At 61.3% G+C, this 26,440-nt stretch carries 22 protein-coding genes; 14 read left to right on the forward strand and 8 right to left on the reverse strand.

Annotated elements, in window-relative coordinates; genetic code table 11:
• Positions 1-88: 88 nt before the first annotated feature.
• Positions 89-1,702, forward strand: a complete 1,614-nt coding sequence (locus tag AC27VU_RS06530) for a GMC family oxidoreductase (RefSeq protein WP_488723707.1) — start codon at positions 89-91, stop codon at positions 1,700-1,702.
• Positions 1,703-1,820: 118 nt separating this feature from the next.
• Entirely contained in the window at positions 1,821-2,426 is a 606-nt protein-coding gene (locus tag AC27VU_RS06535; RefSeq protein WP_488723708.1) for a DUF6338 family protein, read from the forward strand.
• A 191-nt stretch (positions 2,427-2,617) separates the two neighbouring features.
• Here AC27VU_RS06535 and AC27VU_RS06540 read toward each other — a convergent pair whose 3' ends face one another.
• Entirely contained in the window at positions 2,618-3,502 is an 885-nt protein-coding gene (locus AC27VU_RS06540; protein ID WP_045122511.1) for a LysR substrate-binding domain-containing protein, read from the reverse strand.
• A 159-nt stretch (positions 3,503-3,661) separates the two neighbouring features.
• Here AC27VU_RS06540 and ydiJ point away from each other — a divergent pair, with 159 nt between their 5' ends.
• Entirely contained in the window at positions 3,662-6,688 is a 3,027-nt protein-coding gene (gene ydiJ / locus AC27VU_RS06545) for a D-2-hydroxyglutarate dehydrogenase YdiJ (RefSeq protein ID WP_488723709.1), read from the forward strand.
• Here the strand turns inward: ydiJ and AC27VU_RS06550 are convergent.
• The 3 genes from AC27VU_RS06550 to AC27VU_RS06560 all read right to left on the reverse strand — a co-directional run bounded on the left by AC27VU_RS06550 (position 6,621) and on the right by AC27VU_RS06560 (position 8,844).
• A complete protein-coding gene (locus tag AC27VU_RS06550; protein ID WP_003225888.1) occupies positions 6,621-7,310 on the reverse strand; it encodes a paraquat-inducible protein A in 690 nt (229 codons plus the stop codon). The two genes, ydiJ and AC27VU_RS06550, sit on opposite strands and share 68 nt — an antisense overlap.
• A complete protein-coding gene (locus tag AC27VU_RS06555) occupies positions 7,307-7,903 on the reverse strand; it encodes a paraquat-inducible protein A (protein ID WP_003225887.1) in 597 nt (198 codons plus the stop codon). Before AC27VU_RS06555 ends, AC27VU_RS06550 begins: the two co-directional genes overlap by 4 nt.
• Positions 7,904-8,196: 293 nt before the next feature.
• Entirely contained in the window at positions 8,197-8,844 is a 648-nt protein-coding gene (locus AC27VU_RS06560; RefSeq protein WP_003225885.1) for a glutathione S-transferase family protein, read from the reverse strand.
• A 283-nt stretch (positions 8,845-9,127) separates the two neighbouring features.
• Here AC27VU_RS06560 and AC27VU_RS06565 point away from each other — a divergent pair, with 283 nt between their 5' ends.
• From AC27VU_RS06565 to AC27VU_RS06590, 6 genes are all read left to right on the forward strand, one after another.
• The gene (locus AC27VU_RS06565) at positions 9,128-9,775 is read left to right on the forward strand and encodes a gamma-glutamylcyclotransferase (protein WP_003225884.1); all 648 of its coding nucleotides are present in this window, start codon (positions 9,128-9,130) and stop codon (positions 9,773-9,775) included.
• Positions 9,776-9,891: 116 nt separating this feature from the next.
• Positions 9,892-11,073, forward strand: coding sequence for an efflux RND transporter periplasmic adaptor subunit (locus tag AC27VU_RS06570; protein WP_488723710.1), 1,182 nt, complete (start codon positions 9,892-9,894; stop codon positions 11,071-11,073).
• 13 nt (positions 11,074-11,086) lie between these two features.
• Complete coding sequence (locus tag AC27VU_RS06575) at positions 11,087-14,341, forward strand: efflux RND transporter permease subunit (protein WP_488723711.1); 3,255 nt, start codon at positions 11,087-11,089, stop codon at positions 14,339-14,341.
• Positions 14,342-14,351: 10 nt separating this feature from the next.
• The gene (locus tag AC27VU_RS06580; protein ID WP_103521406.1) at positions 14,352-15,851 is read left to right on the forward strand and encodes an efflux transporter outer membrane subunit; all 1,500 of its coding nucleotides are present in this window, start codon (positions 14,352-14,354) and stop codon (positions 15,849-15,851) included.
• Complete coding sequence (locus AC27VU_RS06585; protein ID WP_103521407.1) at positions 15,848-16,147, forward strand: antibiotic biosynthesis monooxygenase family protein; 300 nt, start codon at positions 15,848-15,850, stop codon at positions 16,145-16,147. The genes AC27VU_RS06580 and AC27VU_RS06585 overlap by 4 nt, the downstream gene beginning before the upstream one ends.
• 9 nt (positions 16,148-16,156) lie before the next feature.
• Entirely contained in the window at positions 16,157-16,483 is a 327-nt protein-coding gene (locus tag AC27VU_RS06590; protein ID WP_103484169.1) for a LysR family transcriptional regulator, read from the forward strand.
• 49 nt (positions 16,484-16,532) lie between these two features.
• On the opposite strand, the gene AC27VU_RS06595 is transcribed toward AC27VU_RS06590, so the two are convergent.
• Complete coding sequence (locus AC27VU_RS06595) at positions 16,533-17,429, reverse strand: LysR family transcriptional regulator (RefSeq protein WP_051018084.1); 897 nt, start codon at positions 17,427-17,429, stop codon at positions 16,533-16,535.
• A 160-nt stretch (positions 17,430-17,589) separates the two neighbouring features.
• Here AC27VU_RS06595 and AC27VU_RS06600 point away from each other — a divergent pair, with 160 nt between their 5' ends.
• Positions 17,590-19,134 carry an MFS transporter gene (locus AC27VU_RS06600; protein WP_003225875.1) on the forward strand — a complete coding sequence of 515 codons (1,545 nt, stop codon included), beginning with the start codon at positions 17,590-17,592 and terminating at the stop codon, positions 19,132-19,134.
• A 132-nt stretch (positions 19,135-19,266) separates the two neighbouring features.
• Here AC27VU_RS06600 and AC27VU_RS06605 read toward each other — a convergent pair whose 3' ends face one another.
• The gene (locus tag AC27VU_RS06605) at positions 19,267-20,658 is read right to left on the reverse strand and encodes an aldehyde dehydrogenase family protein (RefSeq protein WP_488723712.1); all 1,392 of its coding nucleotides are present in this window, start codon (positions 20,656-20,658) and stop codon (positions 19,267-19,269) included.
• Positions 20,659-20,761: 103 nt separating this feature from the next.
• On the opposite strand from AC27VU_RS06605, the gene ptrR reads away from it, so the two are divergent.
• From ptrR to AC27VU_RS06620, 3 genes are all read left to right on the forward strand, one after another.
• Positions 20,762-21,640 (forward strand): putrescine utilization regulator PtrR, encoded by an 879-nt coding sequence (ptrR, locus tag AC27VU_RS06610; RefSeq protein WP_045122799.1) that lies wholly within the window; start codon positions 20,762-20,764, stop codon positions 21,638-21,640.
• A gap of 82 nt (positions 21,641-21,722) precedes the next feature.
• The gene (locus AC27VU_RS06615; RefSeq protein WP_488723713.1) at positions 21,723-22,385 is read left to right on the forward strand and encodes a M24 family metallopeptidase; all 663 of its coding nucleotides are present in this window, start codon (positions 21,723-21,725) and stop codon (positions 22,383-22,385) included.
• A 137-nt stretch (positions 22,386-22,522) separates the two neighbouring features.
• Complete coding sequence (locus AC27VU_RS06620) at positions 22,523-22,951, forward strand: TOBE domain-containing protein (RefSeq protein WP_262143537.1); 429 nt, start codon at positions 22,523-22,525, stop codon at positions 22,949-22,951.
• Positions 22,952-23,011: 60 nt separating this feature from the next.
• On the opposite strand, the gene AC27VU_RS06625 is transcribed toward AC27VU_RS06620, so the two are convergent.
• Positions 23,012-23,635 carry a glutathione S-transferase family protein gene (locus AC27VU_RS06625; protein ID WP_262143538.1) on the reverse strand — a complete coding sequence of 208 codons (624 nt, stop codon included), beginning with the start codon at positions 23,633-23,635 and terminating at the stop codon, positions 23,012-23,014.
• A 104-nt stretch (positions 23,636-23,739) separates the two neighbouring features.
• A complete protein-coding gene (locus AC27VU_RS06630; protein ID WP_488723714.1) occupies positions 23,740-25,155 on the reverse strand; it encodes a purine-cytosine permease family protein in 1,416 nt (471 codons plus the stop codon).
• Between the two features lie 363 nt (positions 25,156-25,518).
• On the opposite strand from AC27VU_RS06630, the gene AC27VU_RS06635 reads away from it, so the two are divergent.
• Complete coding sequence (locus AC27VU_RS06635) at positions 25,519-26,430, forward strand: LysR family transcriptional regulator (protein ID WP_045122508.1); 912 nt, start codon at positions 25,519-25,521, stop codon at positions 26,428-26,430.
• Positions 26,431-26,440 lie beyond the last annotated feature (10 nt).

Raw genomic sequence — 26,440 nt, forward strand, 5'->3', positions numbered from 1 at the left:
ACACCCCCTTCGCGAGCAAGCCCGCTCCCACAGGGGAATTCCGTTGCTCATCCGATTTTTTGTACAACGACTTACGCGGTAACCGTGCATGACATACGACTACATCATCGCTGGCGCCGGCGCAGCAGGTTGCGTTCTGGCCAATCGGCTTTCGGCCTCCGGGCAATACACGGTGCTGCTGCTGGAAGCGGGTGGCAAGGACAGCTCGCTGTGGTTCAGGATCCCGGTCGGCTTCGCCAAAATGTATTACAACCCGACCTTCAACTGGATGTACTACAGCCAGCCGCAGAAGCAGTTGGGCAATCGCGAAATCTACGCCCCGCGCGGCAAAGTGCAGGGCGGTTCGGGTTCGATCAACGCGATGATTTACGTGCGCGGCCAAGCCCACGACTTCGATGACTGGGCGGCCAACGGTAACGACGGCTGGGGCTTCAAGGACGTGCTGCCGTACTTCCGCAAACTGGAAAACCATCCGCTGGGTGACAGCGAATACCACGGCGCTAGCGGCCCGATCAGCATCACTCCGATGAAGGGCCAGACTCACCCGATTTGCGATGTGTTCCTCGAGGGCTGTTCAGAGTTGGGCTACCCGCGCAGCGACGATTTCAACGGGGCAAAATTCGAAGGCGCGGGCCTGTACGACGTCAACACCAAAAACGGCCAGCGTTGCTCCAGCAGCTTCGCGCATTTGCATCCGGCACTGAGCCGGCCGAACCTGACCGTCGAGCATTACGCCTTGGTCGATCGCGTACTGTTTGACGAGACGCAGCAGCGCGCCACAGGCATCTCGATCACCCAGCATGGTGTGGCGCGGACGTTCACCGCGCGCAAGGAAGTGATCCTGTGTGCCGGCGCCGTCGACACGCCGAAAATCCTGCAATTGTCCGGGGTGGCTGATCGCGCGTTGCTGGAAAAGCACCAGATCCCGCTGGTCAGGCACCTGCCGGCAGTGGGGCAGAACCTGCAAGATCACCTGTGCGTGAGCTACTACTACAAAGCCAATATCCCGACGCTGAACGATGAGCTGAGCTCGCTGTTCGGCCAGCTCAAACTCGGCATCAAATACCTGCTGACCCGCAAGGGCGCACTGGCCATGAGCGTCAATCAGGCGGGCGGTTTCTTCCGTGGCAACGCGCAGCAGGCGCATCCCAATTTGCAGCTGTACTTCAACCCGCTGTCGTACCAGATTCCGAAAAACAACAAGGCCAGCCTCAAGCCGGAGCCGTATTCGGGCTTCCTGCTGTGCTTCAACCCGTGCCGGCCGACCAGTCGCGGCTACGTCGAAATTGCGTCGAAGAATCCGCGTGATGCGGCACTGATCGATCCGAACTATCTGAGCACGCAAAAGGACATTGACGAAGTGATTCAGGGCAGTCGCCTGATGCGCAAGATCATGAACGCCCCGGCGCTCAAGAGCATCACCGTTGATGAAGTCCTGCCGGGACCGGCAGTGGAAACCGACGAGCAGATGTTGCAGTACTTCCGCGACAACTGTGGCTCGATCTATCACCTGTGTGGTTCCTGCGCGATGGGTGCGGATGAGCAGACTTCGGTGGTCGACAAGCGTCTGAAGGTGCATGGCCTTGCCGGGTTGCGGATTGTCGATGCGTCGATCTTCCCGAACGTGACCTCGGGCAATACGCATGCGGCGGTGCTGATGGTGGCGGAGAAGGGCGCTGATCTGATTTTGCAGGATGCGTAGGTTTTAGCGGCTGGCGTAATGCGCTGTGACAGTTGCGCGGCGGCATTTTTTCAGCGTGCACTAGGCTTTGATTGCCGGTCACTTATCGGGCCGGCAGTCTTTCAAGGAGCCACGGATCATGGATGATCTGGTCAAGGAAGTTATTCCGTTGTTGCAGTATCTGATTCCCGGATTTGTTTCTACCTGGATTTTTTACACGCTCACTTCGTTCAAGCGGCCTGACACCTTTGGGCAGATTGTGCAGGCGTTGATTTTTACGTTTGTGATTCATGGGGTGGTGTTGGGGATCGGGGCTATTGGCTTATGGATAGGCTCGAAGGGCTTTTCTGTAGGGAAATGGGATGGCAAAGCCCATGCTATGTGGGCGTTTATGGTTGCAATGGGGCTTGGCTTGCTGTCGTGTGCTCTGGCTTCGAATGACAAATTGCACAAATGGTTACGAAGAAAAAATGTAACGAATAAAAACTCTTACCCCAGCGAGTGGTACAGCACCTTTGCTCGCCACAATCGGCTGGTTACGCTGCATTTGACGGATGAAAGGCGATTGTTTGGCTGGCCCGTCGAGTGGCCTTCCGGCCCGCTGGAGGGGCAGTTCATCATGCTGAATCCAGGCTGGTTGGGGGAGGATGGCGTAGCGTTGCCTTTTGGCGCCGAACTATTGGTGATAGATTCCTCGAAAGTCCAGTGGGTCGAATTCAGTTCTGTCGAAGAGGTTTCATCATGAGCGCAAAAGAGCCTACTCCCATGCCGCCAAGCGTCAGGCGCCTCTTTTATGGCCCGGACGGCAAGCTGCTGGCCAAACCCCTCGTCAAAGGGCCGAGTGCGCCGCCACCGCTAAAGCGCCAGTACCGGGATTGACCGAACGCCGCTCATCGAGCGGCGTTTCGTTATGTTGTGCATTGGTGGGATCTCCGGTCAGAGCGTATCCACCAACCAATCCCTGAACGCTTTCAGTGACGGTAACGCCTCATTACGCGGCGGATACACCAGGTAATAGCTGCGCCGGCTGGTGATCGGCTCCCCCAGTTGCAGCAGCTCGCCGTTAAGCAATTCATCCTCCACCAGAATCCGCGGCACCAGCCCGACGCCAATATTCGCCCGCACCGCCTGGATCAGGTGCGAAGTCATTTCAAAGCTCGGGCCGATGCGCATGCTGCGGTGTGGCAAACCATGATGGGTGAACCATTCCGCCCAGGCCTGGGCGTTGCTGCTGACATTGAGCAGTAACTGCCCGGCGATGTGTTGTTCCGCTTCATCACGTTCAGCCAATGACAACTGTGCACTGGCAATCACCACCAGTTCTTCAGTGTGCAGGGGCAGGGCGCTCAAGCCCGGCCAGTCTCCCGCACCGACACAGATCGCCGCATCGATCTCGCTGGTGTCGAAGTCAATCGCTTCGATCCGTGAATGCAAGTGCACGGTCATGCCGGGGTGCGCGGTGTAGAAGTCCTTGAGTCGCGGCAGCAGCCATTTCGAGCCGAAGGTCGGCAGCGTCGCCAGACGCAAACTGTGGATGCCTGAACCGAACGCCATGGCCTGTAGGGTCGCGCTGCGGATCTGCCCGAGGGCTTCCGCCAGTTCACGCTGGTACATGCGCCCTACATCCGTCAGCACCACTTGCCGACCTTCGCGGCTGAACAGGCGCATGCCGAGCATCTTTTCCAGAATCTGCACCTGACGGCTGACTGCGCTTTGCGTCAGCGACAGTTCGTGGGCGGCGCGGGTGTAGCTTTCATGGCGTGCGGCGGCCTCGAAGGCCAGCAATAACGACATGGAAGGGGTGAGGGTTCGCGGATTCATTCGTTTTAGTCATGGATTGCGGGTCGATTTTACGTTTGTCCCGACGGCGCCAAGCAATGAACATAAGCACCATGAGATGGCGGGAGCGTGACGCAATCATTCATTGCGCACAACTGTTCACCGCCACACGGCCCGATTTTGACCGAGATTTCCTCACCGATGATTGCCCAGCTGTCACCCGCCGCTGCATTGACCACTGATTACCAACTGTTCCTCAACGCCCTGAAAGCCAGTGGTTTTCGTGGCGAGATCAGTACCGATTACGCCAGCCGCGTAGTGCTCGCCACCGACAACTCGATCTACCAGCGTCTGCCGCAAGCGGCGGTGTTTCCAATGGATGCGGAGGATGTGGCGCGGGTGGCACGGCTGATCGCCGAGCCGGCGTATCAGCAAGTGGTGATTACCCCGCGTGGCGGTGGTACCGGCACCAACGGCCAGTCGCTGACCGACGGCATCGTCGTCGACCTGTCGCGGCACATGAACCGCATTCTGGAAATCAACGTCGAGCAGCGCTGGGTGCGGGTACAGGCCGGGGTGGTCAAGGATCAGTTGAATGCCGCGCTGAAATCCGCCGGGCTGTTTTTCGCCCCGGAACTGTCGACCTCCAACCGCGCCACCGTCGGCGGCATGATCAACACCGACGCCAGCGGCCAGGGCAGTTGCACCTACGGCAAGACCCGCGACCATGTGCTGGAACTCGACATGGTTCTGCGCGGCGGTGAACGCCTGCACGGCGCCGCGCTGGCGGAAGACGAGCTGACAGCGCTGTGCGCCCGTGAAGATCGGGTGGGTGAAGTCTATCGCTGTGCGCGGCAGATCATTGACGAGCAGGGCGAGCTGATCCAGCAGCGCTTCCCCGATCTCAACCGCTGCCTGACCGGCTACGACCTGGCGCACCTGCGCGAGGCCGACAACCGCTTCAACCTCAACAGCGTGTTGTGCGGCGCCGAGGGCTCACTCGGCTTTGTGGTCGAGGCAAAGCTCAACGTGCTGCCGATCCCCAAGCACACGATGCTGGTGAATATCCGCTACGCCGGATTCATGGATGCGCTGCGCGATGCCCGGGCGCTGATGGCGCTCAAGCCGCTGTCGATTGAAACCGTGGATTCCAAGGTGTTGCTGCTGGCGATGCAGGACATCGTCTGGCACGGCGTCGCCGAATACTTCCCGGAAAGTGCCGAGCGGCCGACGCTGGGGATCAACCTGGTGGAGTTCTGTGGCGACGATCCTGAAGATCTGCAGCACCGGGTTCAAGCCTTCCTTGAGCACTTGAGCAGTGACACCACGGTCGAACGCCTTGGCCATACGCTGGCGGTCGGCCAAGCGGCGGTGAACAAGGTCTATGGCATGCGCAAGCGCGCCGTCGGCCTGCTCGGCAACGTTGCCGGCGAAGCGCGGCCGCAGCCATTTGTTGAAGACACCGCGGTACCGCCGCAGCACTTGGCCGAGTACATCGCCGAGTTGCGCGAACTGCTCGACAGCCACGGCTTGCAGTACGGCATGTTCGGCCACGTCGATGCTGGCGTGCTGCACGTGCGGCCGATTCTCGACATGAAGGATCCGCAGCAAGCGGCACTGGTGCGTCCGGTGTCCGACGGTGTCGCCGCGCTGACCCAACGCTACGGCGGCCTGTTGTGGGGCGAACATGGCAAAGGTCTGCGCTCGGAATACGCGCCGGCCTTTTTCGGCGAGCTGTACCCGGCGTTGCAGGCACTGAAAGCCGCGTTCGACCCGTTCAACCAGTTCAACCCGGGCAAGATCGCCACCCCGGCCAACACCGCTGCGGCATTGCTGAAGATCGACGAAGTGACCTTGCGCGGCGAACTCGATCGGCAGATCGACGAAAAGGTCTGGCAGAGCTACGGCGCGGCCATGCATTGCAACGGCAACGGCGCCTGCTACAACTTCGATCCCGACGACGCCATGTGCCCGTCGTGGAAAGCCACCCGCGAGCGTGCGCAATCGCCCAAGGGCCGCGCCTCACTGATCCGTGAATGGCTGCGTTTGCAGGGCGAGGCAGGGGTGGATGTGTTGTCGGGTGCGATCCGCCGCCCGGCGTTTTTCCGCAACTTGTGGACGCGCTGGCGCAACAGCCGTGGGCAGGCCGCAGACTTTTCCCATGAGGTGTATGACGCCATGGCCGGATGCCTGGCGTGTAAATCCTGCGCGGGGCAATGCCCGGTCAAGGTCAACGTGCCGGAGTTTCGTTCGCGGTTTCTGGAGTTGTATCACAGCCGTTATCTGCGCCCGGCGCGGGATTATCTGATTGCTTCGCTGGAGTACAGCATTCCGTACATGGCGCGGATTCCGGCGCTGTACAACGGTTTGATGGGCGCTTCATTCGTGCGCCAACAGTTGGAGCGTCTTGGTGGCATGGTCGATGTGCCGTTGCTCAGCCGCTTCGATTTCCACGCGGCGATGCGCCGCTGGAAGGTGCAGCCGGCGACGGTTTCCACGCTGTCGACGCTGACCCAGGCCCAGCGCGAGCGCAGTGTGGTGCTGGTGCAGGATGCCTTCACCCGTTACTTCGAAGCGCCGCTGCTGGCGGATCTGGTGGAGCTGATTTCGCGGCTCGGCTATCAGGTTTATCTGGCGCCGTTCAGCGCCAACGGCAAGCCGCTGCATGTGCAGGGCTTTCTGTCGGCGTTCAACCGCGCGGCACTGCGCAATGCGCGGCAACTGCGAGAGCTGGCGGATGTTGGCGTACCGTTGCTGGGGCTGGATCCGGCGATGACCCTGGTCTATCGCCAGGAATACTTGAAAGTGCCCGGCATGAACCAATGCCCGGAAGTCGCGCTGGTACAGGAATGGCTGCTCAAGGTGATGCCGGAGCAGGCGAATAACAAATCGGCAAGTGCATTCCGGCTCCTGGCGCACTGCACCGAGAAAACCAACGCGCCGGCCGCCACCCGCCAGTGGGAGCAAGTGTTCGAACGGGTCGGCTTGAAACTGGCGACGCAGGCCACCGGTTGCTGCGGCATGTCCGGCACCTACGGCCATGAAGCGCGCAACCGCGAAACTTCGGCGGTGATCTACGAGCAATCGTGGGCGCGGCAGGTCGAGGCACCGGCGGAGCAGGGCGAAGCACTGGCCACCGGTTATTCCTGCCGCAGTCAGGTCAAGCGCCAGTCGGATCGGGCGCTGCGCCATCCGTTGCAGGTGCTGCTTGAGGTGGTACGTCGCTGAGCGGTTCGTCGTCCGGGGCGTTGTCCCAGATCAGCCGTGGGTCGAAACTCATCGCCGAGAGCATGGTGAACACCACCACCATGCCGAAAAACAGGATGCCCGGGCGTGGTTCGATATCGCCCAGCGCCTGGAATTTCACCAGCGCCGCGACCAGTGCGACCACCAGCACGTCGAGCATCGACCAGTAGCCGATCAGCTCGACGAAACGGTACAGCTTCGAGCGCTCACGGCGCGCCCAGCCGCTGTCGCGCTGCACAGTGATCAGCAGCAGCGACAGGGCCACGAACTTGATGCCCGGCACCGCGATGCTGGCGATGAAAATGATCAGCGCGATGTCCCACGCGCCGCCCTCCCAGAACTCCAGCACGCCGCTCATGATCGTGCTGTCGGCGCCGTTGCCGAGCATCATGGTGTTCATCACCGGCAGCAGATTGGCCGGCACGTAGAACGCCAGCGCGGCAAACAGGAAGGCCCAGGTACGCGCCAGGGAATTGGTCTTGCGCCGATGCAACGGCGCGTCGCAACGCGGGCATTGGTGCGGCTCATCGGTCATGTCGCAGGCCAGCCCGCAGCTGTGGCACAGGCACAGATTCAGTTCGCTGGCGGTCGCTGGACGCTTCATAGGATGTCCCAAAGGTCACGAATGTCGCGCCCGGCAATGCGGATCATCATCAGGCTCAACACGGCCAGGGCAAACAGGCCGATACCCGGCAGCACATCGAGCAGCCCGGCCAGTTTGAACACCGCGACCATCGCCCCCAGCAGACACACTTCGAGCATGCTCCACGGACGCAGGGTTTCCAGCCAGCGCATGCACAGCTTGAAGCCCGGTGCCCGGCGCGATGACAAGGCGAAACTCAGCACCCAGATCAACAGCACCAGTTGAAACGCTGGGGCGATGATGATCGAAATCGCCGCGACCATCGCCATGAATGTGATCGGTCCCTGACTCAGCGCCAGCACCGAATCCCACAGCGTCGCGCTGTTTTTCAAACCCTTCATGCTGATGCTCATCACCGGATAGAAATTGGCGAACAGCCACAGCATCGCCGCGGTGAAACTCAAGGCCAGCCGCTGCTCGACGGTCAAGCCGTTATAGCGCTGCAGCACGCCGCCGCAACGTACGCAGAGGGTTTTCTGGTGTTTGCCGAGCACGACTTTTTCGTACACGCAGTCGCAATGCTCGCAGATGATCAGGTGTTCGGTTGAGGTCATGGGCAACGCTCGACGCCAGGGCACAAGACCTGATCACTATAGACCTCACTGTCTGCTCCTGCAGTAAAGCGGATTTTGTTGATGTCAGGTATTGCCGGTAACAATAAGAAAGTTGTCGCGGATCTGAATAAACTCGCGACCGTAAACATGAAATCCCTATTCTGTTTACCCTTTGGTTTTGGCCACCTGTTATCAGGCGGCCTTTTTTTTGCCCGGTTTTTAATGTTGTTATCAACTTGACGGATATCGCAAATGCAAACAGGCCGCTTGAGCGACCTGTTTCTTCGAGCCCTTCAATCAAGTTGTTTTAGTTGTTCCATATGTTTGCTGTACAGCGCCGCTTCTTCTGTCAGCGCCTTGTGCACCGAAGGGCGGGCATCGATGCGATTCTTCCACGCCATCAGGTGTGGCAGGTGTTCGATCTGTGCGCCGGAGCGTTCGTGCCACCAGGTGGCGAAGACGTACGCATCGGCCACGGAGAACTGGTCACCGGTCAGCCAGGTACGGCCGTCGGCCAGGCGTGCGTCGAGTTGGGCATAGGCGCTGACGATCTTGTTGCGTGTCCACTGTGTGCCGTCTTCAGTCAGCAATTTGCGCATCAACGGAATGTGTTTCTGGGCGATCTCGGTGGCGACGAAGGTCAGCAACTGGTCGACCTTGACCCGTTCCAGCGTGCCGCGCGCCGGGATCAGGCCGGACTCTGGATGCTGGTCGGCGAGGTAGGAGGTAATGACGATGGTTTCCGACAGGATATCGTTGAAGGTGTTGTCGAGCAGCAGGGCGGGTACATACAGCAGTGGGTTCACCGCCGCGAAATCTTCGCCGCTGGAGGTGGTCCGGCCGAATACGTCGAAGTGCACCAATTCCGGGGTCAGGCCCAATTCGTTGGCGATGATCTGGACGGCCTGGGAGCAAGTCTGGTTGGCAATGTAGAGCTTCATGGTAGTCACCTTTGGGAGAAAGTCGGGGCCCTGGAGTGGACCGGCAAATCCAGTCTGCACGCCGCGGTTAAGGCGATAAATACCGTGAAAGGTGATGCTCTGTAGCTTTTATGGAGACAATTGGGCCACACAGCTATCCCTCCGCCAAACCCGCCGTGGCGGGCATTCAGGCCTGATTGTCTCCGCTGGAGCTACTAAGAGTAGCGTCCGGTGTTGTTTATCCGGCGTCAGGTCTCGGCCACCATTCGCTCAACGGCAAATGCCCACCGCAGAGACCACGGCGATGTTGACGAAACAGTTGATCAGCTCAGGCGCTTATCTGGAGAAGTTCAGCGACGTTCCCCCGGAACTGTTGTGGACGCTGGAGCGGATCGGTCAGTCGATGGAAGACACCCTGAACGCGCGTCCCGGCGAGGGCGACATCTGGGTCTTCGGTTACGGCTCGCTGATCTGGAACCCGCTGTTCGAATTTGCCGAGCACCAATTGGCGACCCTGCACGGTTGGCATCGCAGTTTCTGCCTGCGGATGATCGCCGGGCGCGCGACAGTGGCACTGCCGGGTCGGATGCTGGCCCTGCAGCGCGGCGGGGAAACCCACGGCGTCGCGTTCAAGATCAGCCAGGCGGTGGCTCGCGACGAACTGATTTCACTGTGGATCCGCGAAATGCCCACCGGTGCCTACCGGCCGATCTGGACCGGCGTGCAACTGGCCGATGGTCGTGACGTACTGGCGCTGGTGTTTGTCGCGGATCCCGATCACCCGCTGTTCGAGGCGGATGCACGGATTGAGACCATCGCCGGTAGTGTGGCACTCGCCGAAGGACCGATGGGGACGAACGCAGATTATGTGCACCGACTGTGTTGCGCGCTGAGTGAAAGCGGCATTGTCGATGAATACATCGGCGCCTTGTCGGCAGAACTCATGGATTGAACTAATCGCGTATCGGGAAGTTATGCAGTGAAGTTTTATTGCAGGGATGCGTGCGTCTTGAAGTTGCAGTTTTTTAATAAGTTTTGAACATCATCAATAGTTTCGGGAGAAGTGAAATGGTCGCCAGTCGTAAACGGCTTTCCGTCGCATTAAGTACGCTCTTAGTGGCCGGCACGGCCGGCATCGTCGTCAACTATGGCGATCATTTCGGACCGATAGCCAACGCTCATGCCGACACCGCGCCAGCCGCCAAAGCCGAGGTGGATGTTGCCACCGTCGTGTTCAAGACGATCAGTGAATGGCAAAGCTATTCCGGGCGCCTGGAGGCGGTCGACAAAGTGGATATCCGACCGTTGGTGCCGGGCACCATCGTCGGCGTGCACTTCAAGGATGGCACGCTGGTGAAGAAGGGCGATCTGCTGTTCACCCTCGACCAGCGTCCCTATCTGGCGGAAGTCGATCGCGCCGCCGGGCAACTGGCTGCTGCCGAGTCCCGTGCCGGCTATACCGCCACCGACGCCGGACGTGCCGCCCGGCTGGTGGAACAGAACGCGATCGCCAAGCGTGATTTTGACGAGAAACAAAACGCCGCCCGTGAAGCCGTGGCTCAGGTCAAGGTGGCGAAAGCAGCGCTGGATGCCGCTCGGGTCAACCTGTCGTACACCGAGATCAAGGCACCGGTGGCCGGTCGAGTTTCCCGCGCCGAACTGACGGTCGGCAACGTGGTGTCGAGCGGCGCAACGGCGCCGCTGCTGACCCGCCTGGTATCGGTCTCGCCGATCTACGCCTCGTTCGATGTCGATGAACAAACCTACCTGCGCTACCTCAATCAGGCGTCCGGCAGCGGCGCCCCCGTGTCCCTGGGGCTGGCCGACGAAGACGGCTATTCGCGTCAGGGCGCAGTGGATTCGATCGACAACCAGCTCGACACCCAGTCCGGCACCATCCGCGTCCGGGCGCGTTTCGACAACGCCAACGGCGCGCTGCTGCCGGGTCTGTATGCGCGGATCAAGGTCGGTGGCGGCAAGCCGTTCGAGACCGTGCTGGTTGACGACTCGGCGATCGGCACCGATCAGGCGAGCAAGTTCGTGCTGGTGGTCGGCGCCCAGGATCGCGTCGAGTACCGCGAAGTGACGCTGGGCAACCTGCATGAAGGGCTGCGCATCGTCACGTCCGGCCTCAAGGCAGGAGACCGGGTGATCGTCAGCGGCGTACAGCGTGTACGCCCCAACGACGCCGTTCACGTCAATACCGTCGACATGGTCAGCGTCAATCGCGCCGCCAGGCCTGCGGCTTAATCCGGGAATCGCCATGAACATCTCAAAATTCTTTATCGACCGGCCGATCTTTGCCGGTGTGTTGTCGATGGTAATCGTGCTGGCCGGGCTGATCGCCCTGACCCGGCTGCCGACTGCCGAATACCCCGAAGTGGTGCCACCCTCGGTGGTGGTGCGTGCCGAATACCCTGGCGCCAACCCGAAAGTCATCGCCGAAACCGTGGCCTCGCCAATCGAAGAACAGATCAACGGTGTCGAGGACATGCTGTACATGCAGTCTCTGGCCAACAGTGACGGCAAGATGACCACTACCGTGACGTTCAAGCTCGGCACCGATCCGGACAAGGCTCAGCAGTTCGTGCAGAACCGCGTGGCCCAGGCCCTGCCGCGCTTGCCTGAGGACGTGCAGCGCCTTGGTGTGACCACCATCAAGTCGTCGCCGACCCTGACCATGGGCGTGAGCATTCTTTCGCCCAATCAGCGTTATGACCTGACCTATCTGCGCAACTATGCGCTGATCAACGTCAAGGATCGCCTGGCGCGGATTCCCGGCGTCGGTGAAGTGGTGATGTGGGGTGCGGGCGATTATTCGATGCGCATCTGGCTCGATCCGCAGAAAGTCGCACGTCTGAACATGACCGCGCTGGACGTGGTGAAAGCCATTCGCGAGCAGAACGTACAGGTCGCTGCCGGCATTGTCGGCGGTGCACCGATGCTCACCGACGTGCCAATGCAACTGAGCGTCAACGCCCAGGGCCGACTGAAGACCGAGCAGGAATTTCGCGACATCATCCTCAAGAGCAGCGCCGGCGCGGTGACGCATCTGTCGGACGTGGCACGGGTGGAAATGGCCGCATCCGAATACACCTTGCGCGCCATGCTCGACAACAAGCCTGCAGTGCAGATGATCATCTTCCAGCAGCCGGGTGCCAACTCGCTGCAGATTTCCGATGACGTGCGCAAGGTCATGGAGGAAATCAAACAGGACATGCCGGACGGTGTCGATTACGGCATCAAGTACGACCCGACCCAGTTTGTCCGCGACAGCATCCACGCGGTGATCCAGACCCTGCTTGAGGCCATCGCGCTGGTGGTGCTGGTGGTCATCGTGTTCCTGCAAACCTGGCGTGCGTCGCTGATCCCGTTGCTGGCGGTGCCGGTGTCGATCATTGGTACGTTCGCGCTGCTGCTGGGGTTCGGTTACACCATCAACGCCTTGTCGCTGTTCGGCATGGTGCTGGCCATCGGCATCGTGGTCGACGACGCGATCGTGGTGGTGGAGAACGTCGAGCGCAATATTGCAGCCGGTCTGTCGCCCCGTGATGCGACCTATAAAGCCATGCAGGAAGTCAGCGGGCCAATCATCGCGATTGCACTGACGCTGGTGGCGGTGTTTGTGCCGCTGGCGTTCATGTCCGGACTCACCGGGCAGTTCTACCAGCAGTTTGCGATGACCATCGCGATTTCGACGGTGATTTCCGCGTTCAATTCGCTGACCTTGTCGCCGGCACTCGCGGCCATCCTGCTCAAGGGGCATGACGCGCCGAAAGATCGTCTGACGCGGATCATGGACACGCTGCTTGGTGGCTTCTTCAACGTCTTCAATCGAGTGTTCAATCGTGGCTCGGACAATTACGGCAAAGGCGTGCGCCATGTGGTCAACCGCAAACTGGTGATGCTGGTGATCTATGGCGTGTTGCTCGGCGCGGCGGTGTGGATGGGCAAAATTGTGCCCGGCGGTTTTGTGCCGGGGCAGGACAAGGATTACGTGGTAGCGATCGCGCAACTGCCGAGCGGCGCGACCCTGGACCGAACCGAGAAAGTCGTGCGCGACATGGGCGATATCGCCCTGGCGATTCCCGGGGTGAAGAACTTGCCGCAGTTCCCCGGTCTGTCGGTCAGCCTGGCCAACTCGCCGAGCAGCGCCCTGGTGTTTCCGGTGCTGGAGCCCTCGAAGTACCGCAGCAAGGAGCAATCCGCCTCGGCGATCGTTGCCCGGTTGAACGCTGAATACGCCGGTATCAAGGACGCCGCGATTGCCGTGTTCCCGCCCCCGCCAGTGGCCGGTCTGGGCACTGTTGGCGGCTTCAAGCTGATGATCGAAGACCGCGGCGCGCTGGGTTACGAGGCGCTGAACAAGGCGACGCGGGACTTCCTCGCCGCAGCCGCCAAAGCGCCGGAACTCGGCCCGGCGTTCTCGACCTTCCAGATCAACATGCCGCAACTGAATGTCGAGCTGGATCGGGTCAAGGCCAAGCAGTTGGGGGTGTCGGTGACGGATGTATTCGACACCCTGCAGATCTATCTGGGCTCGATGTACGTCAACGACTTCAACGCCTTTGGCCGTGTATATCAGGTACGGGCTCAGGCCGATGCCCCGTTCCGTGCCAACGCCGAAAATATCGGCGTGCTGAAAACCCGCAACGACAAGGGCGAGATGGTGCCGCTGTCGTCGCTGATCAAGGTCACCACCACTTACGGCCCGGAAATGGTCGTGCGTTACAACGGCTTCACCGCTGCCGATATCAACGGCGGGCCGGCCCCGGGTTATTCGTCCGGTCAGGCGCAGGCTGCGGTCGACCGGATTGCGAAAGAGGTGTTTCCGCGCGGTATCAGGTACGAATGGACGGACCTGACCTACCAGCAAGTGCTGGCCGGCGATTCGGCGCTGTGGGTGTTCCCGATCAGCGTATTGCTGGTGTTCCTGGTGCTGGCGGCGCTGTACGAAAGCCTGACCTTGCCGCTGGCGATCATCCTGATCGTGCCGATGAGCATTCTCTCGGCGCTGGCCGGGGTGTGGTTGACCCATGGCGACAACAACATCTTCACCCAGATCGGCTTGATGGTGCTGGTGGGGCTGTCGGCGAAGAACGCAATCCTGATCGTCGAATTCGCCCGTGAACTGGAGATGCAGGGCCGCAGCGTGGTGCAAGCCGCGATCGAGGCCAGTCGGCTGCGGCTGCGACCGATTCTGATGACCTCCATCGCGTTCATCATGGGCGTGGTGCCGCTGGTGTTCTCCACCGGCGCCGGTGCCGAGATGCGCCAGGCCATGGGCATCGCGGTGTTCTTCGGCATGCTCGGCGTGACCCTGTTCGGGCTGATGCTGACGCCGGTGTTCTACGTGCTGCTGCGCAAGCTGTCCGGTGTCGAGCATCTGGTCGACACGCACGGCAGGCATCCGCACCCGGACGCCGACGCAACGGCCCACGATCACAGCATTGTCACTCACGGCGTTTCGACCCACCCGACTTTGCCGCGCACGCCGCAAGCGGCCTACGAGAAGTAAGGAGAACGACATGAAAGTATTTGCCTTGAATCGTTTGCTGGTGGGCAGTGTCTGGCTCGCCGCGGTACTGGCCACCGCCGGTTGCTCGCTGGCGCCGACTTACCTCAAACCCAATGTGTCGATGCCACCGGCCTACAAGGAAGAGAAGACCCAGGAGCCGCGTACCGCGTTGTCTGCCGCTGAAGCCGGGTCTTGGAAAACCGCGCAGCCGTCGGAGGGCATCGCTCGTGGTGAATGGTGGACGGTGTTCGGCGATCAGCAGTTGAACGACTTGCAGCAACAGGCGCGCGATGCCAACCAGAGTCTGCTGGCGGCAGCGGCGCGGTTGAAGGAGGCGCGGGCGTTGAATCAGGCGGAGCGCTCACAACTGTTCCCGACGGTGGACGCCGGTGTCGGTCCGACCCGGCAACGGGTCTCGCCAGCCTCGCAATATGAATCCGATAGCGGCAAGGGTGCCAGCCAGACCTTGTGGCGTGCGCAGGCGGGCGTGTCTTACGAGGTCGACCTGTTCGGTCGGGTGGCCTCGACGGTAGAGGCTGCCGATGCACAAACCCAACGCAGCGAGGCACTCTACCGTTCGGTGTTGCTGGCGTTGCAGGCGGACCTGGCGCAGAACTACTTCACCTTGCGCCAACTCGATGCCGAAAACGAGGTTTATGCCTCGACGGTACGGTTGCGCGAACAAGCGCTGAAGCTGGTGCAGCAGCGCTATTCGCTGGGCGACATCAGCGAACTGGACGTGGCCCGGGCCGAGACCGAGCTGGCCACGGCGCGTTCAGATGCGATGACCGTGCAGCGCTTGCGCGCAGTGTCCGAGCACAGCCTGGCGGTGTTGCTGGGCAAAAGTCCGGCGCAGTTTTCCCTGGCGGCCAGTCCGCTCGATCCAGTGACCTTGCGCATTCCCGCGGGGCTGCCGTCGTCGCTGCTGGAGCGGCGGCCGGACATCGCTGCGGCCGAGCGGGAAATGGCGGCGGCCAATGCGCGGATCGGTGTGGCGAAAGCGGCATTCTTTCCGTCGCTGACATTGACGGGCTCGGCCGGGTTCGAGTCCGGCTCGCTGAGCAATCTGTTCCACTGGAGCAGCCGGACCTTCCTGCTCGGGCCGCTGGCCGGCACTGCGCTGAACCTGCCGATCTTCGACGGCGGCTTGCGCAAGGGCAATCTGGCCAAGGCCAACGCCGAGTATGAAGAGGACGTGGCCAACTATCGGCAGCAGGTGCTGGTGGCGTTCCGCGAAGTGGAAGACAACCTGTCCGACCTGCGGGTGCTGGAAGAGCAGACAAAGACTCAGGCGCAAGCCGTGGATGCATCGGCGCGTGCGGCCCGGTTGGCGCAGGCGCAATACACCGAGGGCGATGTGATTTATCTGTCGGTGATCGACGCCGAACGCACGGCGCTGCAATCGCGTCGGGCCGCCGTGCAACTGCAGGGCGCGCAGGCGGTGGCAACGGTCAATCTGATCCGTGCCCTGGGGGGCGGCTGGGGCAATGCTGGGGAGAAATCGATATGAAAACCGCTGCGGTCAATGTGATCGAAGTGCTGGCGGTCAGCGGCCAGTCGCAAGACTTGCGTGCGCCGATCGACCGGCTGCTGCAAACCCTGGGCGAGGTGCCGGGATGTCTGTCCTATCAGGCGGTGCGCAGCCTGGCGGATGCCGATCTGTGGATCATCACCGGCTACTGGGAGTCGACGGCGGCGATGCGTGCGCACTTCGCCCATCCGGCGTTGAATGATCTGGAACGGCTGCTCGATTGTCGCGCGGTCAAGCGCGTCGCGGCCAGCAGTTTCACCGCGAGTCATGTGTGAGGCAGGGCGATGGCAATCAACGAGGCGAGTTTTCGTGGTGTCGATCTGAACCTGCTGGTGACATTTGTGGTGCTGTTTCGCGAGCGTAATGTTTCGCGCACGGCGGCGCTGCTCAAGGTCGGTCAGCCCGCCGTGAGTGGCGCACTGGCGCGGTTGCGGGTGCGGTTTGCCGATCCCTTGTTTGTACGCACGGGCCGGGGCGTACGCCCGACGGCCCGGGCCGTTGAACTCGCAGCGACGCTGCTCCCGGCGATGCACACGATCGAATGCCTGATTACCTGTGGGAGCGGGCTTGCTCGCCAATGCGCTGTGTCAGGTGAACGTGATGGTGACTGACCCGGACTCTTCGCGAGCAAGCCCGTTCCCGCAGTGATGTATTGCAAGGCTAGCGCAAGCGATCGGCGAGGTAGTTGAGCACGGCGCGGGTTTTCGCCGGCATGCGATTGCCGAGAGGGATCAGCGCGTGCACCGGAGGCCCGGGCGAATCCAGTGCCGGCAATACCGGGACCAGACGTCCGCAATCGACATAGGGCTGGGCGACCTGGTTGAACAGCTGTGAAATGCCGAGGCCCACCACCGTCGCATCGATCATCGCCTGACCGTCGGAAAGCACCAGCACCGGCGGTGGCGCCAGTTCGCGAAAGTGCCCGTTTTCGGTCAGCGACCATGGCCGCAGCTTCCCGGTGAAACCACGGAAAATCACCGCATCGTGGTGCACCAGGTCCGCCGCCGTTTCAATCGGCGCATGGCGGGCCAGATAGTCCGGCGATGCGTACAGGCTCAACGTGGTGTTGCACAGTTTGCGCACGGTCATTTCGCTGTCCTGGGGCAGGACGCCGGCACGCACGACGATGTCCCAGCCTTCGCCCACGGCATCTGACATGCGATCGGTCATCGACAGCTCAAGCGTGACCTGTGGGTAACGATGACGCAGCTCGGAAAGGGTTGGCAGAAACAACTGGCGAAAACCCGAGGGAATGTCGAGACGCACACGGCCGATCGGTTCTTCCTTGCGCGCTGCCAGCGCCTGGGCGGCGTCGCGCAAGCCATCGAGTGCGGCTTGCGCGGCCAGCAGATAAGTCTCGCCGTCTTCGGTCAGACGCACCGCGCGGGTGGTGCGTTGAAACAGCTTGGTGCCCAGGCGTGATTCCAGGCGCTGAACGGCCTTTCCGACGTTAGATTTGCTGGTCGCCAGGTTCTCCGCTGCGCGGGTGAAGCTGCCGGTCTGGGCGACGCCGACAAACGCAGCGATGTCGGGAAATGAAGTATCGGCACGTTCCATGATTGTCTCCCCTTGAGCGACTAAGCGTCTCGATTGGCGGAGTTTATCAATAGCTTGGCGTCATCAACAATGGCCTTCCAACGGCGTCCCCCTACAGGGATCGGGCTGTTTACGCGTTGCCTTCGAGCAGCGTTTTTTCCTTCTGACACAGGATTGACTCATGACATCTGTTGCTCAACAGCGGGGTGAGCGCGACAAGCTGCTGATCCTCGCGGCCATCTGCCTGTCGGCACTGGTTCTTCCGTTAAGTTTTACCGGCGGCGCGGTGGCAACCCCCGCCATCGGCCGTGATCTGGGCGGCAGCCCTGTCGCCCTGACGTGGATCACCAACGCGTTCATGTTGTCTTTCGGCAGCTTGCTGATGGCCGCAGGTGCACTGGCTGATGTCTACGGCCGCAAGCGCCTGTTTACCTTCGGCATGTTGCTGTTTACCGCAGCCTCGCTGGCGCAAAGCCTAGCGCCGTCGGTGTTCTGGCTCGACGTGCTGCGCGCCGTTCAGGGTGTGGCGGGGGCTGCAGCGCTGGCCAGTGGTTCAGCGGCCTTGGCCCAGGAGTTCGAAGGCCATGCCCGCACTCGTGCGTACAGCATGCTCGGTACTACGTTTGGTATCGGTCTGGCCTTCGGTCCGTTGACGGCCGGGGCCTTGATCGAAGCGTTCAATTGGCGGGCGATTTTCGTGTTCACCGCGTTGATCGGTGTGATCGCCATGGTCTTCGGCCTGCCCCGCATGCGCGAAACCCGTGACCCGGACGCCACGGGCCTGGACTGGCCGGGTACTGTCACCTTCAGCGCGATGCTGGCGCTGTTCACGTTCGGCGTGATCCAGGCCCCGGAAAGCGGTTGGGGCAGCCCGCTGGTGGTCGGTCTGCTTGGTGCGTCGGCATTGTTGCTGGCGTTGTTCGTGATCATCGAAATGCGCGTCGAACGGCCGATGCTTGACCTGACCCTGTTCCGTTTTCCGCGTTTCATCGGCGTGCAAATGCTGCCGATCGGTACCTGCTACTGCTACATCGTGCTGGTTGTAATGCTGCCGCTGCGCTTTATCGGGGTTGAAGGCTTGAGTGAAATCGACGCCGGTCTGCTGTTGCTCGCGCTGTCCGCACCGATGCTGGTGGTTCCGATGCTGGCGGCGTCGATGACCCGGTTTGTCTCGGCGGGCATCCTGTCGGGGATCGGTTTTCTGATCGCCGCGCTGGGTCTGCACTGGCTGAGTCTGTACAACGTTGGCGAGCCGAAATTCGCTCTGGTCATTCCAATGGTGTTGATCGGTGTTGGCGCCGGCCTGCCATGGGGCTTGATGGATGGCTTGTCGGTCAGCGTGGTGCCGAAAGAACGTGCAGGGATGGCCGCGGGGATTTTCAATACGGTGCGCGTGGCGGGTGAGGGCATTGCCCTGGCAAGTGTCGCGGCGATTCTCGCTTCGCTGCTGCACACCGATCTGTCGAGCGCGGTGGCTGGCAGTGTCGACACGGGGTTGATTGCCGAGACCGCGCACCGGGTTACCACGGGCGACATGGCGCACGCGATCAACGCCATTGCGGGGCTGGCCAGCGAGCGTCTGGTGCAAGGTTATGCCTCGGCGTTCCAGTACCTGCTGCACATCCTGACCGTGATCACGCTGGCTTCGGCGGCAGTGGTGCTGGGGCTGCTGAGCAAGGATCGGGCGGTTGCGCAGCCGCAAAAAGCAACGCCCGACTTGCTATAGCGGTGTGTGCGGAATTTTCGAGTGTGGGAGCGGGCTTGCTCGCGAAGGCGTCAGATCAGTCACTATCAATGCTGAACATGCCGACCCCTTCGTGAGCAAGCCCACTCCCACCAGTGCGTGTTGGAGTCCTGATTATTTGCGATCCAGCCACACGGTCTGCGCGTTGCAGAACTCGCGCACGCCGAAGTGCGACAGTTCGCGGCCGAAACCGCTTTTCTTCACGCCGCCGAAGGTCACGCGCGGGTCGCTGGCGGAGTAGCCGTTGATGAACACGCCGCCGGTTTCCAGTTCGCTGGTCAGCTGCTGGGCCAGTTGCACGTTGGCGGTGTAGATCGTCGCGGTCAGGCCGAAGTCGCTGTCGTTGGCCAGGGCGATGGCGTGGGCGCAATCGCGGGCGGTGATGATCGAGGCGACCGGGCCGAACAGTTCCTGTTTGAACGAGGTCATGCGGTCGGTGACATCCGCCAGCACGGTCGGCTCGTAGTAGTTGCCCGGGCCTTGGGCCTTGCCGCCGCCGAGCAACAGGGTGGCGCCTTCTTCGAGGGTGTCGCGCACTTGCTGGTCGAGTTCGTCACGCAGATCGAAACGCGCCATTGGGCCGATGTAGGTGTCGGCGGACAGCGGATCACCGACATTCAATTGACGGGTGGCCTCAACGAATTTGCGGGTGAACTCCTCGACCACACCTTCTTCGATGATCAGACGCTTGGCCGCGGCGCAGACCTGGCCGGAGTTCTGGTAGCGGCCGACGACGGCAGCCTGCACGGCTTCGTCCAGATCAGCGTCATTGAGCACGATGAACGGGTCGGAACCGCCCAACTCCAGCACGCATTTCTTCAGCGCGGCACCCGCCTGGGCACCGATGGCCATGCCGGCGCGGACGCTGCCAGTCAGGGTGACGGCGGCGATGCGCGGGTCGGCGATGGCGCTGGAAACACCTTCAGGGGTGACGTTGATCACTTCAAACACGCCGTCAGCGAAACCGGCGCGCTTGAACGCGTCGCGCAGCAGGTAGGCGCTGCCCATCACGTTCGGCGCGTGCTTGAGCACGTAGGTGTTGCCGGCGATCAGCGCCGGAACGGCGCCGCGCAGCACTTGCCAGATCGGGAAGTTCCACGGCATCACCGCGAGGATCGGGCCGAGCGGTCGGTACTCGATGCGCGCCTTGCCGCCTTCGACCTGGGTCGGTTCGGCGTCGAGCATGGCCGGGCCGTTTTCGGCGTACCACTCACAGAGTTTGGCGCATTTCTCGATTTCGCCACGGGCCTGAGTGATCGGCTTGCCCATTTCCAAAGTGATCATGGTCGCCATGGCTTCGGCAGTTTCGCGTAGAGCGCCGGCAAGGGCGGTCAAGGCACGGGAGCGATCCTGCAGCGGCTTGCGTTTCCATTTCGAGAAACCGAACGCGGCGCGGGTCAGCGCAGCGTCGAGAGCCTCGGCTGATTCAAAGGCGTAGTGACCGATCTGCTCGCCGGTGGCGGGGTTGATCGAGATGGCCTGGGTCTGGCTGGAAATCTGGCTCATGGCTGGCTCCTGCGAGTTCAGTGGATGGGCCTAGAGTAGGGTGGCGTTTGTTTTCTGGAAACTGAATAATAAAGATCGTTTCTTTCACGATTGGAGAATGACTGTGGATCTCGTGCAGCTGGAAATCTTCAAGGCCGTTGCCGAGCACGGCAGCATCAGCGCTGCGGCGGCGCAGATTCATCGCGTGCCATCGAACCTGACCACGCGGATCAAGCAACTGGAGCAGGACTTGGGCGTCGACCTGTTCATCCGCGAGAAAAGCCGTCTGCGTTTGTCGCCCGCCGGCTGGAGTTTTCTCGAATATGCGCGGCGTATTCTCGATCTGGTACAGGAGGCGCGGGCCACCGTCGCTGGCGAAGAGCCGCAGGGCGCGTTTCCTCTCGGCTCGCTGGAAAGTACCGCAGCGGTGCGCATTCCCGAACTGCTGGCGGCGTACAACCAGCTTCACCCGAAAGTCGATCTGGATCTGTCGACCGGGCCATCCGGGACGATGATCGACGGCGTACTTTCTGGGCGTCTGGCCGCTGCGTTTGTCGACGGCCCAGTGTTGCATCCAACGCTCGAAGGCGTGCCGGCGTTCGAGGAAGAGATGGTCATCATCGCGCCGCTCAATCACGCGCCGGTGCAGCGCGCGGCGGATGTGAACGGCGAGAACATCTATGCGTTTCGCTCCAACTGCTCCTATCGTCATCACTTCGAAAAATGGTTCAGCACCGACGCTGCGGTGCCGGGCAAGATCTTCGAGATGGAGTCCTATCACGGCATGCTCGCCTGCGTCAGCGCCGGGGCCGGGCTGGCGTTGATGCCGCGCAAAATGCTGCAGAGCATGCCCGGCAGCGCGACGGTCAGCGTCTGGCCGCTGGCAGCGGATTTTCGCTATCTGACCACGTGGCTGGTTTGGCGCCGGGGCACGGTGTCGCGCAGCTTGAGCATGTTCGTGCGTTTGCTGGAGGAGCGCGGCGTGGTGCGCGCAGAAGAGTAATTGACACGTTGTGTCATGGCTGTATCTTGATCGGCGTTTCGCAATATAAAAAACTATACAGCGTAGCCATGAGGACAAGGACATGAGTGCAGCCCTGAGCGGTAAAGAAGCAGTCGGTGAGCGGTTTGTGCTGGAAACCATGCGTCATGCGCAGGGCCTGACCTGGAACGCCGTTGATGCCATCGCCAAGGTGATCAAGCCCGGCATGCGTGAATCCGAAGCCCAGGAACAGGGCAAACAGATCCTCGCCGAACTGGGCATGGACCGCATCTGGCACCCGCTGCTGATCCGCTTTGGCGCCAACACGCTGAAGGCGTTCAAGGAACGTTCCGAAGGCGATCCGGTACTCGGTGAGAACGATATTTTCTTCATCGACATGGGCGTGGTCTGGCAGGGGCACGAAGGCGATGCCGGCGAAACCTTCACCACCGGATCCGATCCGGAAATGATCGCCTGTGCAGCGGCGTCCAAAGAGCTGTTCAAGCGGGTCGAGGCGTTATGGCGCCAAGGCGTGAGCGGTGTCGAGTTGTACCGTTACGCCAGCGATCAGGCAGACGCCATGGGCTGGAAGCTCAATCTCGACATCAAGGGCCACCGCGTCAGCGATTTCCCTCATGCGATCCATCGCGGCGGCAATCTCGGCGATTTCGAGCAGACGCCAAATGCCGGGGTGTGGATTCTGGAAATCCAGATCGCCCACCCGCAGCGACCGTTTGGCGCGTTTTATGAAGATCTGTTGATCTGATCTATTGTTGCTCGACAGGTGTTTGCACAGTGCAAGTGTGACAACAGAGCGCAGCGCTGTAGTTGTTTCTATATAACGCTAACTCTGATGATGCAGGCCGTTTTTCCTAACTCTAAAGTCAAAAAAGGAAGCCCGTCATGAAAGTCAGCGCACGCAACGTATTCAAAGGCAACGTCAGCCAGGTGCAGGCCGGTGCGGTCAACGCCGAAGTGGTTCTGACCCTGGCCGGGGGCGAGCAACTGGTTGCCGTCGTGACCATGGAAAGCATCAAGAACCTTGGCATCGCCGTTGGCAAGGAAGCCGTTGCGCTGGTCAAGGCACCTTGGGTGATGCTGATGACCGAATCCAGCGACATTCGCCTGTCGGCGCGCAACTGCCTGGAAGGCAAAGTGCTGAGCGTCACCGACGGCGCGGTCAATGCTGAAGTGGTGATCGAGCTGGCCGGCGGTTCGAAGGTTTATTCGATCGTTACCCGTGATGCCGTTGCCGAGCTGGGTCTGGCCAAAGGTGTGAGCGCCACGGCGGTGATCAAGGCGTCGCACATCATTCTGGGTGTTCCGGCCTGATCTACGTTTCAGGCCAATAAAAACCTCTGGTTCCGTGATCGAGAACCAGAGGTTTTTTCGTTATGGCGTACCGTTTCGGCCATACAGGCGAAAGCCTTCGCGTTGGCTCAGACGCTGGTAATACGCGCTGACGGCGGGATAGTCCGGATGCGCGAGCGGCGTTTCGAACCAGCGGTTGATCGACAGCCCGATGGGGATATCGGCGAGGGAAAACTGTTCGCCACTGACGTAGGCGCCAGTCTTCTGCAACTGCTGATCGAGGATGCCCATGGTCTGCGACCACTGCTCAATGCCCTTGGCCACAGCGGCGCGGTCCTGGTGATCCGGTGACTGGCGCACCAGCGACATGAACGCATACGACCACGAGCGATTCAGCTCCGACGCCTGCCAGTCGATCCACTGATCGACCCGCGCGCGGGTTCGCGGCTCGGCGGGGTAAAGGTCTGCGCCGCCATGGGCGCCCGCCAGATACCGAATGATCGTATTGGATTCCCACAGAGTGAAATCGCCGTCCTGAATCACCGGCACCATCGCGCATGGGTTGAGGGCGAGGAACTCTGGGGTGTCGGTGGGTTTGAATCCCGATCCCCAATCCTCACGCGTGAACGGAATCTGCAGTTCGGCGCAGGTCCACAGCACTTTGCGTACGTTGATCGATGAGGCCTTGCCCAGAATTCGCAGCATGAGTTTTCCCTTTCTCGTGGGTACCTGTAGAAACTCAACAAATACCACACCAAAACGCAGAAGGCCCGCACAGCGGCGGGCCTTCTTTTTACATCGAATCAATCTCAGAGACTGCCCATCAGCTTCCCACCCATCGTCCGCCGCCGATAGGCGCTGTCACGACTCGCCAGCCGGAAGTACAGCGGCGAAGTCACCAGCAGCCCGACCAGCCACGACAGGTCCGCGCCGTTGATGTGCGCCGAGACCGGGCCGACGTATAGCGGCGTGTTCATGAACGGGATCTGCACCGCGATGCCGATCGCGTAGGCCAGCAGCGCTTGCGGGTTGTAGCGTCCGTAGATGCCGCCGTCGACCTGGAAGATCGACTGGATGTCGTACTTGCCTTTGTGAATGGCGTAGAAGTCGATCAGGTTGATCGCGGTCCACGGCACCAGGACCACCAGCAGCACCAGCACCATGTCGACGAAGTGACCGATGAAGTCCTTCGAGGCGCCGACGGCGGCAAAGCAGCAGGCCAGCAGGACGATCACCGAGATCACCGCACGGCTTTTGGCGGTGGGGATCCAGCGGTAGGCGAAGGTCTGCACCAGGGTGATCAGCGACAGCACCGCGCCGTACAGGTTGAGGGCGTTGTGACTGATCACGCTGAGCAGGAACAGCACCAGCATCAGCGGCCCGATCGAGCCGGTGGCGAGCTTGACCGCATCCATGGTGTCCATGCCCACGGGTGTCGCCAGCACGGCGACGGCACCGAAGATGAACGCCAGACTCGAGCCCAGTGCCGAACCCAGATACGTCGTCCAGAACGTCGACGAGACTTTTACATCGGCCGGCAAATAACGCGAATAGTCGGACACGTAAGGCGCAAACGCGATCTGCCACAGTGCAGCGAGCGACACGGTGGCGAGCCAGCCGGAGAGGTTGAAGCTGCCGCGGGTGAGGAAGTCATCGGTTTGTATATGGGTGAAGATGTAGCCGAAACCGACGACGATGCCGATCCCCAGCACCCAGGTGCCGATGCGGTTGAGCACGTGGATGAAGCGGTAGCCGATGATGCCGATGATCCCCGAACCGAACGCGCCGATGACGATGCCGACCGGCACCGGCACGCTGTCGACCACGCCGTGCAGCGACTTGCCGGCCAGCACGATGTTGGAGGCGAAAAAGCCGATGTACATGACCCCGGCAATCAGCACCACCAGCAATGCGCCCAGCGAGCCGAACTGCGCGCGGCTCTGGATCATCTGCGGAATGCCCATCTGCGGGCCTTGCGCCGAGTGCAGCGCCATCAGCACGCCGCCGACCAGATGACCGACCAGAATCGCGACGATGCCCCACACCAGATTCAAGTGGAACAACTGCACGCCCAGCGCGCCCGTAACAATAGGCAACGGCGCGATGTTGCCGCCGAACCACAGCGTGAACAGATCCCTGACCTTTCCGTGGCGATCTTCGGGGGGCACGTATCCTATCGTGTGTTTTTCAATGAGCGGGGCGGACGTTGTTGCAGAGGTGGACATGACGAACTCCAAGGCAAGGATGAGTACGTGGACGTACTTCGGTAAGCGCCGACACGGACGGCGCATTTCTTGTTGAAGCGATCATGTGCAAAGGCCCGGGATAGATAAATTAGTAAGTTTGTTGCTTCAGACCTTAAAAAATATATGCCCCGGGTCTGGGGGCTGTCCGGTATGTTCAACAGTGATCAATAACAAAAACTTTCAGAGGCGAACCCTTTCCTGTGGCGAGGGAGCTTGCTCCCGCTGGGCTGCGCAGCGGCCCCCAAAACTGCGCCACGCCCGCTGATGTTGTGAGTGCTGCGCACTCAAGCGGGAGCAAGCTCCCTCGCCACAAAAGCGTCGTCTCACTTGCAGAGGTTTTATATGGCCGCCTACAACCTGCGCCAGCTCAAATACTTCGTCACCACCGCCGATTGCGGCAGCGTCGCCGAAGCCTCGCGCAAGCTCTATATCGCCCAGCCGTCGGTCTCCACCGCGATCAAGCATCTGGAAGAAAGCTTCGGCGTGCAGCTGTTCATCCGCCATCACGCCCAGGGCGTTTCGCTGACGCCCAGCGGCTCGCGGTTTTATCGCAAGGCGCTGGAGCTGCTGCGGGTGGCGCATGAGTTCGAGCAGAACGCGCTGGCCGACAACGATGTGGTCGCCGGGCAGATCGATATCGGCTGTTTCGAAACGGTCGCGCCGCTGTACCTGCCGCGCCTGATCGCCGGTTTCAAGCAGCGCTGGCCGGGCGTGGAAATCCGCATTCGCGATGGCGAACAACAGGAACTGGTGCAGGCGCTGACCGCCGGCAGCATCGATGTCGCGATGCTGTTCGAGCACGACCTCGACACCACCATCGAAACCACGCCGCTGATGCCGCCGCAGCAGCCCTATGCGTTGCTGCCGGCCGACCACCGCTTTGCGCAACAGGCGAAAGTCTCGCTGCACGATCTGGTGCTGGAGCCGATGATCCTGCTCGACGTGGTGCCCAGCCGCACCTATTTCGTGAGCATTTTCGAGGAGCGCGGACTGACCCCGCACATCGTCTTCAGCTCGCCGTCGATCGAGATGGTGCGCGGCATGGTCGGGCGCGGTTTCGGCTTTTCGATTCTGGTGACCCGGCCGTTCGGCGAATACACCTACGACGGGCAGAAAGTGGTGTGCGTGCCGCTGGCGGAAACCGTGACCGGCTCGGGTTTGTCGGCAGCCTGGCTGCGTCGGGTGCAACTGACCAAACCGGTGCAGTTGTTCGTCGATCATTGCCGTGAGGAGTTGGCTCGACTGTACGCCTGAGCGTGCGTCG

The organism is Pseudomonas sp. 14P5.3.2 (assembly GCF_057799175.1).

What these genes read in the sequence shown, in the direction of transcription:
- AC27VU_RS06605 (WP_488723712.1), bottom strand. Translation starts at nt 20,658, where the DNA reads ATGAGCCAGATTTCCAGCCAGACCCAGGCCATCTCGATCAACCCCGCC.
- AC27VU_RS06575 (WP_488723711.1), top strand. Translation starts at nt 11,087, where the DNA reads ATGAACATCTCAAAATTCTTTATCGACCGGCCGATCTTTGCCGGTGTG.
- AC27VU_RS06620 (WP_262143537.1), top strand. Translation starts at nt 22,523, where the DNA reads ATGAAAGTCAGCGCACGCAACGTATTCAAAGGCAACGTCAGCCAGGTG.
- AC27VU_RS06565 (WP_003225884.1), top strand. Translation starts at nt 9,128, where the DNA reads ATGTTGACGAAACAGTTGATCAGCTCAGGCGCTTATCTGGAGAAGTTC.
- AC27VU_RS06630 (WP_488723714.1), bottom strand. Translation starts at nt 25,155, where the DNA reads ATGTCCACCTCTGCAACAACGTCCGCCCCGCTCATTGAAAAACACACG.
- AC27VU_RS06550 (WP_003225888.1), bottom strand. Translation starts at nt 7,310, where the DNA reads ATGAAGCGTCCAGCGACCGCCAGCGAACTGAATCTGTGCCTGTGCCAC.
- AC27VU_RS06615 (WP_488723713.1), top strand. Translation starts at nt 21,723, where the DNA reads ATGAGTGCAGCCCTGAGCGGTAAAGAAGCAGTCGGTGAGCGGTTTGTG.
- AC27VU_RS06625 (WP_262143538.1), bottom strand. Translation starts at nt 23,635, where the DNA reads ATGCTGCGAATTCTGGGCAAGGCCTCATCGATCAACGTACGCAAAGTG.
- AC27VU_RS06580 (WP_103521406.1), top strand. Translation starts at nt 14,352, where the DNA reads ATGAAAGTATTTGCCTTGAATCGTTTGCTGGTGGGCAGTGTCTGGCTC.
- AC27VU_RS06600 (WP_003225875.1), top strand. Translation starts at nt 17,590, where the DNA reads ATGACATCTGTTGCTCAACAGCGGGGTGAGCGCGACAAGCTGCTGATC.
- ydiJ (WP_488723709.1), top strand. Translation starts at nt 3,662, where the DNA reads ATGATTGCCCAGCTGTCACCCGCCGCTGCATTGACCACTGATTACCAA.
- AC27VU_RS06595 (WP_051018084.1), bottom strand. Translation starts at nt 17,429, where the DNA reads ATGGAACGTGCCGATACTTCATTTCCCGACATCGCTGCGTTTGTCGGC.
- AC27VU_RS06535 (WP_488723708.1), top strand. Translation starts at nt 1,821, where the DNA reads ATGGATGATCTGGTCAAGGAAGTTATTCCGTTGTTGCAGTATCTGATT.
- AC27VU_RS06555 (WP_003225887.1), bottom strand. Translation starts at nt 7,903, where the DNA reads ATGACCTCAACCGAACACCTGATCATCTGCGAGCATTGCGACTGCGTG.
- AC27VU_RS06570 (WP_488723710.1), top strand. Translation starts at nt 9,892, where the DNA reads ATGGTCGCCAGTCGTAAACGGCTTTCCGTCGCATTAAGTACGCTCTTA.
- AC27VU_RS06585 (WP_103521407.1), top strand. Translation starts at nt 15,848, where the DNA reads ATGAAAACCGCTGCGGTCAATGTGATCGAAGTGCTGGCGGTCAGCGGC.
- AC27VU_RS06540 (WP_045122511.1), bottom strand. Translation starts at nt 3,502, where the DNA reads ATGAATCCGCGAACCCTCACCCCTTCCATGTCGTTATTGCTGGCCTTC.
- AC27VU_RS06560 (WP_003225885.1), bottom strand. Translation starts at nt 8,844, where the DNA reads ATGAAGCTCTACATTGCCAACCAGACTTGCTCCCAGGCCGTCCAGATC.
- AC27VU_RS06530 (WP_488723707.1), top strand. Translation starts at nt 89, where the DNA reads ATGACATACGACTACATCATCGCTGGCGCCGGCGCAGCAGGTTGCGTT.
- AC27VU_RS06590 (WP_103484169.1), top strand. Translation starts at nt 16,157, where the DNA reads ATGGCAATCAACGAGGCGAGTTTTCGTGGTGTCGATCTGAACCTGCTG.
- AC27VU_RS06635 (WP_045122508.1), top strand. Translation starts at nt 25,519, where the DNA reads ATGGCCGCCTACAACCTGCGCCAGCTCAAATACTTCGTCACCACCGCC.